We start from the raw sequence: 12,444 nt of genomic DNA on the forward strand, positions 1-12,444 counted from the left end.
GGTTTTCTAACATGTCGAGTCGCCTCGGCGCATCTTTCGTCCCCGATGCCGTGATCCTGCGTCGGCGACGAGAACTTCCGCCGCCGGCCGACCTCGACTCGCCGCCCGCGACGTCGCAGGGCCGGTCGATCCGGACGCCGCGGATCTGCAATCATGGCAGCGATCACCGCACCGCCGTCTGCGAGGACGGCACCGTCGAACCGACGCGCTGGCCGCGGCGCGAACCGTCGCGCACGCAGGCGCGAGCCGAAGGCGGCGCGGAGCGCGACGCGCCGGGGTGAGACGGCGGCGCGATCGCAGGCAAGTGCCAGTGTCCTCACGCTGCCCGCCGAGCGAGCTCGGGCGCGAGCGCGGACGCCGGCCTTCATAGGTCCCGCGGCCTTCATCCAGATCGGGCCAAATCTTATGAACGCTGGCAGCCCACGCCGAGGGAGCAAAGCCCTGGCGATCTGCCAGTCGCGGTCGATCGGGCCGCAGATGCGGTCCTCGCTGCGATCGACGACCCCACGCGTCGGACGCCGAGCGGGCCGAGACCACCCCGGCATCGCCGCACGACGACGCCATGTGCATTCCCGAGCGCGGCCTTCGACGGACGTCCGGCGCTCGACCGTGCGCCGCACATATGTCCGCGACGACGCTCCGCAATCTGCGAGGATTGACAGTGAGCGAGCGTCACAACTACGGTGCGACAGACGCGATCCAGCGATCGAGCATGAGGCACACGTGATGAAATCCTACGAGCGCGGCGAAAGAGCGAGCGGCGAGTCGAAGCACTTTGTGCTGGTACACGGGGCGTGGCACGGCGCGTGGTGCTGGGCGACGACGGCGCGGCTGCTGGCGGACGACGGGCACCGCGTGACCCCGCTCGACCTCCCCTCCCACGGCGCCGACGAGACGGCGCCGGCCTCGGTGACGCTCGCCCATTACGCCGCCCGCGTGGTCGCAGCGCTCGACGCAATCGACGGGCCGGTCGTGCTGGTCGGGCACAGCATGGGCGGCGCCGTCGTGTCGATGGTCGCCGAGGCGCGGCCGGCGAAGATCGAGAAGCTCGTCTACCTGACGGCGTTCCTGCTGCCGAACGGCGCGACGTTGCTCGACGTCGCGTTGAAGGACGCCGACTCGCTGGCGACCCCGAACCTGATCGTCCGGTCCGAGGAGGGCGTCGTCGACGTCAACCGCGACGCCGTCGCGGACATCTTCTACGCCGATTGCGAGCGCGAGGTCGTCGACCGCGCGCGCTCGCTGCTCAAGCCGAACCCGCTCGCGCCGTTCACGACGCCGCTCGCCCTGACCGCCGCCGGCTACGGCAGCGTGCGGCGATTCTACATCTCGTGCGCGAAGGATCGGGCGATCACCCCCGCGGCGCAGCGATCGATGGTCCTGGCGATGCCGTGCGAGGCGGTCCACGAGCTCTACACCGATCATTCGCCGTTCTTCTCCCAGCCCGACCGGCTCCACGACGTCCTCGTCCAGATCGCCCGGGCCTGAGCGGAGCGCTCCGCGCAGGGCAGGCCGAGCTCGGCCTGCCCCGCGTGCCCGTCAGTCCTGGCAGCCGATCCGCTCGTCGTCGAGCGCGACGTCGTCGATCCACGCCGTGAAGCCCGGGGGCGACTCCTGGTAGTTGACCCAGCCGATGCGCACCTCGCTGAAGGCGTCGGGGATCTCCGAGCCGGCGTAATTGCCCGGCCCGTTGGCGATGCTGATCTGCTCGACGATCGCCCCGTCGATGTAGAAGTCGTAGCTCTGCGTCGGCCCGTCGATGTGCCACTCTGCGCAGTGCCACTGGTCGTCGAATTTCCAGTCGTAGTCGCTGCCCTTGCCGAACTCGGGGCCGTTGGGCTGCACATTGTAGAGGTACTGGAAGTGATTGCCGTTGCCGTCGTTGTTCCAGCCGTCGGCGTCCTCCTTCACGGTGTCGACGACGCGGACCTCCTGGTCGCCGGTCGTCGGGCCCTTGCCGTAGAGGGCCACGATCGTCGAATGGACGAACGCGTCCGGCACCGGGAGCGCCACCTTGTAGCGGACCCGGCCCCAGTGTCCGCTGCCGAGCGCGGCCGCGTCGTGGTAGATCCGTCGCTCCCACACCGGGATCGGGCCCATCTTCAGCGAGTGCGACCCGCTCACCGCCGCGTCGTCGGCGACGGCGATCGGGTCGCCGTGGCGGACCCAGCCCTGCGGGATCGCGCCCACCTCGGTGTCGTCGAAGCTCTCGCAAATGAGGTACTTCCCCGGCGGGCACGGGCCCAGATCCGGCTCGCCGGTGGACGTGCTCGTGTCGGAAATGGAGGTACTGCCGGTGCCGGTCGCCTCGCCGGTGGTGCCCGTGGTCCCGGTGTCGCTGCTGCCCGGGCCGGGCCCGCTGCTCGTGCTGCTCGTGGGGGCGTCCGTCGTCGCGGAGGAGGTCCCGGAGCTGGTGGTGCCCTCGCTGCCGCTGGAGCTGCCGGAGTCGCCGCCGGTGCTCGCCTGCGTGTCCGTGCCGCTCGTCGCCGGCTGCGAAGTGCAGCTCGCCCCCGCCGCGCCGAGCACGAGCGCCGCGGCGACGGCTCGCCGAACCGCTCCTCGTACGCCTGTCCTGTCCATCTCGGCCTCCGTTCCTCGCATGAATCGTCGCCCCCTGAAGCTCAGGAACACCGATCCTCGCGGGTGCTGTCAAGGGCGCGGCGCGGCGGTGCTCACGGCCCCCAGCACGAGCGCGCCGCGGGTGGTCTGCAGATTCATGCGCCGCGATCGCGGCAGTGACGGGCGCGCGCGTCGGCGAGGTGGGCGAGCGCCAGTCGGCGCCGCGCGCACGCACGCCCCTGCGCGCGGTCGCTCGAGCGGCCTGCGCGGGTGAGCGTCAGCGAGCCGCGAGGCTGTCGAGGAAGGCCGCGACCTCCTTGCGGCGACGCGACCGCGCGTGCCCGGCGGCGGTCTTGCCCTTGTCGTCGACCGCGTCGACGCTGGCGCCGGCCGCGAGCAGCCGCTTCACCAGCGCCATGCTGCCGAACTGCGCGGCCTTCATCAGCGGCGTCTCCCCGTACCACGCGACGTTGGGGTCCGCGCCGGCGCGGAGCAGGCTCTCGAGCATCGACAGGTAGTCGGCCTCGGGCGCGTGGTCCGAGAAGGTCGCGCTGCTGAGCATGGACGCGATGATGCTCTCGGGCGCGCCGTACTTGCCGTCCAGCAGCGGGATGGCCCCGCGCTCGAGCAGGAGCGCCACGGTGCCGGCCGCTTGGGCGCTCAGCGCATAATCGAGGATGCGCGAGCCGGACGGCCCGCGGGTGTTGGCGTCGACGCCGGCGTCGAGAAAGGCCCGCACGACCTCGGTGTGCTTCTTCTGCATCGCCGGGATGATCAGCGGCTCGTCGTACTGGTTGCGGACCTCGAGCAGCGTCTTGTCGGCCGCGAGCAGGCGAGACACCGTCGCCGCGTCGCCGGCCTCGACGGCGGCGAACAGCTCCTCCTGCGTCTTCGAGCCCTTCTTGCGCACCTTCCGGCGCTCGAGGAACCCCGACTCGTCGAACGCGAGCGAGCCGTCCTCGAGGGAGTTGCGGTAGTCGACGAGGTACGCGCCGATGTTTTCGGCGAGGGGGCCGAGCGGGCCCTCGGTCTTCTCCCACTTGATGATCTGGCCCCTGGTGCCGCCCGGTCCCGGGTCCAGGTCGGCGCACATCAGGTTGCCGCCGCCGTCCTCGGCGACGGGGATGAAGCCGCGGCTCCACCACACGAAGCGGATGCTGTCCTGGTCCTCCGCGAGCGCGCGCGGCTTGGCCTCCTTGAACACGCCCTGGTCGACGAGGTCGTTGAGGCCGCTCCACCGGTCGTACGCCTGCGGCAGCTCGAGCAGCGTGTATTCCATGAAGCTCCGGCTCGGATGCGCGAGACCGCCGGCGAAGTGCGCCTGCAAGCAATCCTCGAACGCCTCCCCGTACTCCTTTTCCCAGCGGGCCAGCGCGGCGCTGGCGTCCTTGGGCGCCCGGGGCGGCTCCGGCCGTCGGTCAGGCTCCGGGTCGGAGTCCGCGAACCAGGCGTCCACGAATTCCCAGTGGTCAGCCATGATCCGGCGCAGCGACTCGACATGCTCGCCGCGATCCCACGAGCCCTTCTTCGCGGCCGTCTTCTTCGCGGCCGTCTTCTTCGCGGCCTTCTTCGCCGTCGATTTCTTCGCGGCCGTCTTCTTCGCGGCCTTCTTCGCCGTCGTCTTCTTCGCCGCCGATTTCTTCGCCGCCGATCTCTTCGCCGCCCTGGTCGTGGCTTTCTTCGCCGACGCCTTCTTGGCGGGTGCGGTCTTCGACGCGGATGATTTCGCCTTCGCCGTCTTCTTCATCGAATCTCCCGGAGCTCGGTCGAGGGGTGAATGCCGAGTTTGGACATCAGTGATGACGCAGCGAAACGTGTTCTACGGGAGGAGCGGCGACGATGGCAAGCGTTCGTGCGACGCACCGGACCGCCCGCTTCCCTGGGCCTGCGTCCAGGCGCTTCCCGATGACGACGAGCTCGCCTCCTCGCTCGAGGCATCGCCCGCGTCCGTCGCCCTCGTCGCTCGTCCCTCGTGACTGCCCTTTGCCTCGTGTCGGCCGCGTACATCGCCCGACACGAGCGTCGCTCACTCCCAGCACAATTGGACGACGATCGGCTCGCGCATCGTGAAGTCGAGCTCCTCGAGCTCGAGCACCTCGAACGACTCGTCCGGCCACACCAGGTTGCCGTTGCACGACGCGAAGTAATGCGAGTCTTCGAGGCGGATCTTGGTGTATCCGGGGTGACCGGCCCACATCAGCGCGTTGGACAGGGGCAGGCCGCGGCCCTGGTCCTCGCAGATGTTCTCGCGGCAGCGGGTGCGACGAAACACCACGCCGTCGCTCCCGGCGTAGTCCGAGAAGCAGCCGTTGCCCATCCGGATCGCGTCGACGTCCTCGACGACGCCGAGCGCCAGGTCGCCGTCGAAGATCACCCCCACCCCGGACGGCGAGTTGTTGCCGTCGATCATGCCGCGGCGGATCTCGACATCGACCGACTGGTAGATGTTGACGTTGTCCTCGGGCCACGAGGTGGCCTGGGGATTGATCACTGAAAAATCTTCGAGCACCCCGCCGTTCGACTTGTCGAACTGCACGAGCTGCCCGCGCGGGAACGGGCCGCGGAAGTCGTGGCCCTCGAGGAAGCTCAGGTCCGCGTCCGGGCATTCCACGAGGTAAATGCCGCTCGAGCCGCGGACCAGGCGGGCGTTGCTGACGACCGGGCGGGCCGACCCGTAGCACTCGATGTTGTTGAGGCCGTCCGACGGGTTTTGTCCCTCGGCGGGCGCGCCGGTGTGCTCGATGGCGACGTTCTCGATGTGGACGTCGTCCGCGCCGGCCCCGATCGCGATCCCCGGGCCGCCCGCGTGCTCGATCCACACGTTGCGGATCGTGACTCCGGCGTGCCCCTCGACCGTGATCGCCGGGCCGCGGGTCGACACGACGTGCAGGTTTTCGATCACCTGGTCGTCGGCGTCGACGACGATGGGCCCGCTCTCGGCGAGCACGCAGGCGGGCGAGTCGCCGGTGGTCGACCCGGACGTCCCGCTGGTCGCGTCGGTGGTCGTGGTCGTGGCCGTGGTCCCGACCGTGGTGGCCTCCGTGCTCGCCGCGGTGGTCGAGGTCGTGGGTTCGGAGGTCGTCCCGGTGGAGCTCGTGCTCGTGTCCGCCGTGCCGTTCGCGCCGCCGGTGTCGGCGGTCGTTACTTCGGCGGTGGTGCCCCCGCTGGTGTCGGAGCCGCTGCCCGTCTCGTCTCCCGGGGTCGAACCGCCGCACGCAGCCGCGGCCGAGCCGAGGAGCGTCACGGCGATCAGCGTCGCCCGCCGGGCGCGCCTCGTGTCGTTGTCAGGCCGGAGAGGAAACATCGGCCGATGCGAATCAAGTCGCGCGGGGATTGCATCCGCCGAAGGTGCGCAGCGCCGGCGCAAGGCGGCGCTGCGACGAGTCGGGTCGGCGCAGGGCAGTCTGCCGGGCCGCGATCGCGGATGCGGCGAGTCCGACGCGGCTTCGCTCGGGGGCGCGTGGTTCCCACTCGGGGCGGCCCGCCTACGGCCGACCTCTCGCCAGCGGCGACCGCATCGCGTCACCGCGAAGTTGCGGACGGAGAAGTTTCTCCTCGGCGCTGGGAGGTCGCCTCCGCCCGACGACCGTCGCTCGCTCGCGGCCGTCGCAAAAAATGTCCCTTGGGACATTGATGGCACTTCATGCGCCGGCGACCACCCCGCCGCGGCCGTCGCACGCTCGCCGCCCGCGCGGCTACTCCGCCGGCGCGCCCTTCTCGATCCCCGCCAGGCGCGGCCAGCCGAACAGGCCCGGGCGCACGACGAGGACCACGCGATCGCCGACGGCCAGGCCGACCAAATGCGGGTTCAGGCGCGAGACCTCGAGCTCGTCGCTGCGCTGTCGGTAGTCGCGGAACACCAGCGCGTCCGCCCCCTTGCGCGCCCTCGCCTCGCGCAGCACCTCGGACGGGTGGCGCTCCAGCGGCCCGCCGCCGAGGAACGCGTTGGCGAGCAGCCCGGCCGCCAGCACCCACAGCGGCGGCGCGATGGCGACGAACCAGAAGCCCGCCGCGCGCGCCCGGGTCATCGGCGGCGTGCGCCAGACGAACGCCGCGACCACCGTGCCGGCGGCGAGGAGCACGAACCACGGCCCCCAGTCGATCGTGTCGGCCACGCGCCACGCGACGAGCGCCGGCCCGATCGCGGCCATCAACACCAGGTACATGCGGATCGAATCAGAGGAGGAGCTCGCCACGGGCGCACCCAGCGTGCCGAGCGACCGCCGGCCTCGTCAAGCCCGCCGGGTTCGTGGGCGGCGGTGTCCGTCGCGACCGCGCGCACGGCTCTCGCGCTCGCTCGGCCGCTCCGTCGCCACGGCCCGCGGACGCCGAGCCTGGCGCCCTGACCGCTGCGTGGGCGCCTCGACGCGCTCGGCTCGGGGCGCGCCCCGCGTGCATCGCCGCCGGGGCCCGGCCCACGCGCGGCCGTGCCCGCTCCATGTGATCGCTGTCGGCTGCTCCGGGGTCGCACCTGCCGCCTGCTTGTCGCATCGGCGGCCGGCGCTAGCATGCAAATCAACGCTGTCTACTCCCTGCCGTCCCACGCCGGTGAATAGTTTGCGTGGGTCTGCGGGCTCTACCTTGGAAGCGAGGCCGGAAGTGCCGCCGCGAGAACGCATTTTGGTCGATTGCAAGGACGTCGAACATCCGGCCGCGCGCGTGCGGTCGACCGCGATTGCGACGTGGCTGGCGATCGCCGCGCTCCCGGCCGTGGCCTGCCAGCCGGACCCGGGCGAGCGGGACGGCGCCGCCGAGCCGGGCGACGGGCTCGACAATGCCGCCTTTCGCGACCGCGCGGTCGCCTTCGTGCGCGAGGTGGCTGCCGGCGACTCGGACGTCCCCTGCACCTTGCCGCGGACCGCGGCGCAGCCGCTCCACGTCGCCGTCTCGATGTACGACCGAGGTGCGGTCGTGGGCCGCGGGACCGCGGCCGCCGACGAGCTGTGCGTGGCCCTGCGGGACGCCACCCTGCGGGCCCTCGCCGCCTCCGGTCCGGCTCGCTCGCGCCTGGCCGAGGCGCGCTTCGCCGTCGAGCTGACCGACTACGAGTATTCGCTGGTGGAGCACGAGGGCCAGGGCGTCGAGCTGGCCAGCGGCCTCGTGCCCGTGCGCGTGCTCGACCGGGCCATGCTGCGCCGGCGCATCGACGAGGGCAAGGCCTACCTCCTGCGCGTGATGGATCCCGAGCTCGGCGGCGTTCACAAGTACTACCACGCCCCCACCGACGGCTTCGAAGACCGACTGCACACGATCTACACCGCGTCCACCCTCTACACGCTGCTCGCAATTTACGCCCGCGACCACGACGAGAGCCTGCGCCAGCCGATCGAGCGCGCCGCCGGGTTCCTGCTGTCGATGCAGCGCGTCGCTCCGGACCAGCCCGGCCACGGCGCGTTTCACTACTCGCTGGACCTCGGCCGGCAGGAGCGCGAGCCGCGGTTCGTCGTCGGCACCGCCTCCAAGTCGATCTTCACCTTGATCGATCTGCACGCCCTCACCGGGGATGCCGCGTACCTCGACGCCGCCCGTCTGGCCGCGGATTGGCTATTGACCATGCAGGGCCCCGAAGGCCGCGTGGCCTCCGAGCTGCGCCTCGATGCGCACGGCGCGTGGAGCGTGACGGACGGCGAGTCGATGCTCTACTCCGGCCAGGTGCTCTCGGCGCTGTCGCGCCTGTACGAAGCGACCGGTGAGGAGCCGTACCTCGACGCCGCCGCGCGGACCGCCGGGCGCCTCACCGCCAGGGTCGCGAGCGAGGGCTGTTACCTCGGCGACGACTATCGCGCGCCCAACCCGATCTCGAGCTCGTGGGTGATCCTGTCTCTGTTCGACTTCGCGCGCGCCAGCGACGATGCGACGATTCGCCGGACCGTGTTCGATTGCGCGGACGAGCTGCTCGCGCAGCAGATCGACGACCCCGCCGACGTCTACCGTCACGGCCGCTGGCAGGCCTCGCTGTCGAGCAGCGGCAACGGCTGGCTGGCCGAGGTCCTGTCCGAGCTCTACCTCGACTGTCCGGGCGGCGACCTCGACGGCTGCGCCCGATACCGCGGCGCCGTCGTCCTGCTGTTCCGCCTGCTGATGCAGTACACGTATTTCCCGGAGAACTCGTTCGTGGCCCGGGACCCGGACACCGCCCGCGGCGGCCTGTTCTGGAACACGCGAGAACGCTACGTGCGCACCGATTCGGTCTGCCACGCCATGAACGCCTACGTGTTCATGGTCGATCGGTTGCCCGACGGCGTCCTCGTCGAGCTGCCCGAGCCGCCGCTGGCCGAGCGCCTCGGGGCCCTGGGCCGCGCGGGGCGCCTCGCCGGGCTCGCGGACGAGGAGGCCGACGGCGGGTCCGAGGAGGAGGACGAACCCGCGATTGTCGAGTGAGGCGCCGCCGGGCGGTGGCGATTTCACCGAGGCGCACTCGACCGCTGCCGGGCGCTGTCGATTGCGAACCCGCGGGCGGGCGCCTCGCCGGGCCTGCCCGCATTCCCGGTCTGTGCACAGCAGGAGGAGGCTCAAGATGCGAATATCACGAGGGATCACCGTGCTCACCCTGACGTCCCTGGCGGCGTGGCCGCTCGGCTGCGCCTGGCAGCCGCCCGCGGACGAGGCGTCCGGCGAGGACGCGCCGAGCGAGGAGGCCGGCGGGCAGGAGCGCGACGGCGCCTCGCCCGAGCTCGTCCGCGCCGATTCGTGCGAGGACGTCGCGGCCAACCTGAAAGGCAGGCTCGTCCACGCCATGGAGACGCGCCTGCAGGCCAACCTGGACGAGGCCCTGCTCGCGGCCACTCACTCCTGCGAGCAATACGGCGAAGAGGAAGAGGAGGAGGAGGAAGAAGAAGAGGAGGAAGAGGCCGACGCGACCGCCAGCGAGTACTCGGAGACCAACACGCAGGTCGCCGACGTCGACGAGGCCGACTTCGTGAAGAACGACGGCGGCTACCTGTACGTCCTCGCCGACGGTCGCTTCCGGGTGCTCGACGCCTGGCCCGCCGCCGAGGCGCACGCGCTGTCCTCTTTCCCGATCCAGGGCACCCCGCGGCGGATGTACGTCTACGCGGACACGGCGGTCATCTACTCCTCCCTCGACGAGTCGGCCCAGCCGTCGCTCGGCGACCCCTGGTCCGGCGGCGGCGCCGTCGACTTGGACAGCGAGTGTACGTACGGCTACGATTGCGAGTTCGCCGGCGACGGGCGCAAGCTGCAGATCACCGTGCTGGACCTCGCCGATCGCGCCAAGCCTCGCCTCAAGCGCGAGCTGGTGTTCAACGGCTCGTACCTCAACTCTCGCCGAATCGAGCGGGACGTCCACACCGCGGTGGTGTTCCCCGAGTTCGACGTCTCGAACCTGTCCTACTGGCCAGACGAGCTGCCGCCGGTGGGTTGCGGGCTGAAGGACCACGGCTTCACGCCGTACGAGGTGCAAGAGCTGTTCGAGGAGGTGCGCCTCGCCAACCTGAAGCTCATCGAGAAGACCCCGGTGTCCGGGCTCTTGCCGTCGGTCCGCGACACCCGCTACGTCAAGGGCGGCGGGCTGAAGGTGACGCAGGGCCCGCTGTCGGACTGCGACGACGTGTACCTGGCGCAGACCGGCGACGCCCGCGGTTTCCTGTCGCTGGTGTCCTTCGCCATCGGCGAGGAGGCCCCCATGGCCGCCCGCACGATCATGAGCCGCCCCGGCGCGGTGTACGGCTCGAAGGACTCGTTCTACGTCGCGGTGAGGCACGAGCGCGACCCGAACGCCGCCTGGTTCTCCGAGCTCGAGGAAGGCGTCGAGCAGGCGACCACCATCCACAAGTTCGCGCTCGAACCGGGCGGGGCCGCCGCGGAATACGCCGCCAGCGGCGTGGTCAAGGGTCGGGTCCTCAACCAGTTCGCGATGGACGAGCGGCACGGCGCGCTGCGGATCGCCACCACCACCGGATACCTGCCGGACGAGAAGGTCCACAGCACCGTCTCGATCCTGAGCGAGCACGGGAACGAGCTGGTGGAGCTCGGCCGGGTCGACAACCTCGCCCCGACCGAGGACATCCGCTCGGTGCGCTTCCGCGGCGACATCGGCTTCGTGGTGACCTTCAAAAAGACCGACCCGCTGTTCGTGCTCGACCTCTCCGACCCTGGCGCGCCGAGCGTCAAGGGCGAGCTCAAGATCCCGGGCTTCTCGACGTACATGCACCTCATGGACGAGGACCACCTGCTGACGATGGGCTACGACGCCGACGATCAGGGCGACTTCGCGTGGTTCCAGGGCATCCAGCTGCAGGTCATCGACGTGACCGATCTGGCGAACCCCCACGTGCTCGACAAGGAGGTGATCGGCACCCGCGGTTCGACCTCGGACGCGGCCACCGATCACCTGGCGTTCACCTACTTCAAGGCCCGCGACCTGCTCGCGGTGCCGATGACCATCTGTCAGGGCGGCCAGGGCGGTCAATACGGGGACCTCATGACCTTCAGCGGGCTCTTGGTCTACCGCGTGACCGTGGACGGCGGCTTCGTCCCGCTGGGCGGCGTCCCGCACGAGGAGCCCGAGACGCCGAACACGTATAGCGGCAAGTGCAGCAATTGGTGGACGGACTCCAACTCGAAGGTCAAGCGCTCGGTGTTCATGGAGGACTGGGTGTTCTCGATCGCCCGCGATCGCGTCAACGTGGCGCACCTCGACGATCTGGCCCACCCCGCCGCGTCGATCCCGTTGACGGGGCACTGACACGAACGCAGCGACCTACCGCGTCCATTCGCGGTGAGGCGCGTCGCCCGCCCGCCGGCCAGGGGCCGGGCGGGCGACGCGGCGCATGTCGGCTTCGAGCGGCAGATAATGATCGATCCACCGCACCTCGCCGAAGTTCGCCGGATAGTGCTCGAAGTCCCAGGTGGCTCCCACGCGGTGCCGCGCGCGGCCGATCGACTCCTGCGCCGCGTTCATCTGCGGGAGCATCGACCCCTCGTGCATGTGATGCCGGAATACCAGGTAACGCCCCGCCGGGAGCGTCACGCGCTCGAGCGGCGCCGGCGCGACGTCGGCCCAGGCCCGCGACGCGGCGACGAACTCGAAGGCCCCGCCCGGCTCGCGATGCGAGAACACCCCGAAGCTCTCGTCCCGGCGGCTGCGGCCGGCCGCCTGCCGCAGCGCCACCTGCCGCTCCCACAGCGCCGCGAATTCGACGTAGTTCGCCGGCGAGAAGCGCCCGGACAGGCCCACGAGCGCGAGCTCCGGCAATTGCTCGATCCGCTCGGCGAGCACCGGCGCCCTCGTGCCCGGCGCCGCGCGACGGCGGCGCAGCATCGACGCTCCGTCGACGCTCCGCCGCAGCCGGCCCGGCGCCTCGCCGAACGCCCGCGTGAACGCGCGGGTGAACGCGGCCTGCGAGGTGAACCCGCACTCGAGCGCCAGCTCGATGAGCCGCGCCTGCGGATCGGCGACGAGCCGCGCGGCCGCCGTCTCGAGCCGTCGCCCGCGCACGTAGGCCATCACGCTCTCGCCCTGCATGCGGGCGAACCGGCGCGAGAACTCCCAGGGCGAGTAACCGGCCGCCCGGGCGACGCGCTCGAGATCCAGCGGCTCGAACAGGTGTCGATCGATGAACGCGAGCGCCGCCAGGTGCGCCTGGGCGTAGGCCACTCGCTGCTGCTCGTATGCGGAGAGCTGTTCGGACACCGCAGCTCCTCTCGTTCAGCGAGAGCGATGATGGGCAGCGACCGGCTCGCCGCCCAGTGCTGCCGGGCTGGAAACGACAGAAGTTTGGAGCGAAATCGCGCCCCGGGGTGCTTGTTCAGCCGGAAGACCGTCATGGAACGGACGGCCCCCAAGATCCTCGTCACCGAACGACAGCGACGCATCCTCGGACGCTTTGCATGCCGTGGTCCTGGACCTTGCGCGTGGCTGAT

10 protein-coding genes are annotated in these 12,444 nt (G+C 70.8%); 5 read left to right on the forward strand and 5 right to left on the reverse strand.

Translation table 11 applies throughout. From position 1 onward, the window contains the following. Positions 1-11: 11 nt before the first annotated feature. Entirely contained in the window at positions 12-281 is a 270-nt protein-coding gene (locus NAEX_RS49980; protein WP_170135635.1) for a hypothetical protein, read from the forward strand. Between the two features lie 445 nt (positions 282-726). Beyond that, positions 727-1,488, forward strand: a complete 762-nt coding sequence (locus NAEX_RS49985) for an alpha/beta fold hydrolase (protein ID WP_218163361.1) — start codon at positions 727-729, stop codon at positions 1,486-1,488. Positions 1,489-1,539: 51 nt separating this feature from the next. Here the strand turns inward: NAEX_RS49985 and NAEX_RS10855 are convergent, their stop codons facing one another. Both NAEX_RS10855 and NAEX_RS10860 read right to left on the reverse strand, forming a co-directional pair. Continuing rightward, the gene (locus tag NAEX_RS10855; protein ID WP_143140974.1) at positions 1,540-2,601 is read right to left on the reverse strand and encodes a hypothetical protein; all 1,062 of its coding nucleotides are present in this window, start codon (positions 2,599-2,601) and stop codon (positions 1,540-1,542) included. 235 nt (positions 2,602-2,836) lie between these two features. Beyond that, a complete protein-coding gene (locus NAEX_RS10860; protein ID WP_096327437.1) occupies positions 2,837-4,036 on the reverse strand; it encodes an ankyrin repeat domain-containing protein in 1,200 nt (399 codons plus the stop codon). Between NAEX_RS10860 and NAEX_RS49990 the strand changes: the two genes are divergently transcribed. After that, positions 4,035-4,535 carry a hypothetical protein gene (locus NAEX_RS49990; RefSeq protein ID WP_170135638.1) on the forward strand — a complete coding sequence of 167 codons (501 nt, stop codon included), beginning with the start codon at positions 4,035-4,037 and terminating at the stop codon, positions 4,533-4,535. The genes NAEX_RS10860 and NAEX_RS49990 overlap by 2 nt on opposite strands. A 50-nt stretch (positions 4,536-4,585) precedes the next feature. Here the strand turns inward: NAEX_RS49990 and NAEX_RS10870 are convergent, their stop codons facing one another. Next, positions 4,586-5,803 (reverse strand): hypothetical protein, encoded by a 1,218-nt coding sequence (locus NAEX_RS10870; RefSeq protein ID WP_143140975.1) that lies wholly within the window; start codon positions 5,801-5,803, stop codon positions 4,586-4,588. A gap of 451 nt (positions 5,804-6,254) precedes the next feature. After that, positions 6,255-6,755, reverse strand: a complete 501-nt coding sequence (locus tag NAEX_RS10875) for a hypothetical protein (protein WP_143140976.1) — start codon at positions 6,753-6,755, stop codon at positions 6,255-6,257. Between the two features lie 403 nt (positions 6,756-7,158). Between NAEX_RS10875 and NAEX_RS10880 the strand changes: the two genes are divergently transcribed. Continuing rightward, a complete protein-coding gene (locus NAEX_RS10880) occupies positions 7,159-8,940 on the forward strand; it encodes a terpene cyclase (RefSeq protein ID WP_143140977.1) in 1,782 nt (593 codons plus the stop codon). 160 nt (positions 8,941-9,100) lie between these two features. Further along, a complete protein-coding gene (locus NAEX_RS10885) occupies positions 9,101-11,266 on the forward strand; it encodes a beta-propeller domain-containing protein (protein WP_143140978.1) in 2,166 nt (721 codons plus the stop codon). A 15-nt stretch (positions 11,267-11,281) separates the two neighbouring features. On the opposite strand, the gene NAEX_RS10890 is transcribed toward NAEX_RS10885, so the two are convergent. Then, positions 11,282-12,214, reverse strand: a complete 933-nt coding sequence (locus tag NAEX_RS10890; protein ID WP_096327442.1) for an AraC family transcriptional regulator — start codon at positions 12,212-12,214, stop codon at positions 11,282-11,284. Between the last annotated feature and the right edge of the window lie 230 nt (positions 12,215-12,444).

It is taken from the genome of Nannocystis exedens, from assembly GCF_002343915.1.
Classification (GTDB): domain Bacteria; phylum Myxococcota_A; class Polyangia; order Nannocystales; family Nannocystaceae; genus Nannocystis; species Nannocystis exedens.

Excerpts from the sequence above, each read along its gene's own strand:
- NAEX_RS10860 (WP_096327437.1), bottom strand. The coding sequence starts at position 4,036 with ATGGCTGACCACTGGGAATTCGTGGACGCCTGGTTCGCGGACTCCGAC.
- NAEX_RS49980 (WP_170135635.1), top strand. The coding sequence starts at position 12 with ATGTCGAGTCGCCTCGGCGCATCTTTCGTCCCCGATGCCGTGATCCTG.
- NAEX_RS49985 (WP_218163361.1), top strand. The coding sequence starts at position 727 with ATGAAATCCTACGAGCGCGGCGAAAGAGCGAGCGGCGAGTCGAAGCAC.
- NAEX_RS10855 (WP_143140974.1), bottom strand. The coding sequence starts at position 2,601 with ATGCGAGGAACGGAGGCCGAGATGGACAGGACAGGCGTACGAGGAGCG.
- NAEX_RS49990 (WP_170135638.1), top strand. The coding sequence starts at position 4,035 with ATGATCCGGCGCAGCGACTCGACATGCTCGCCGCGATCCCACGAGCCC.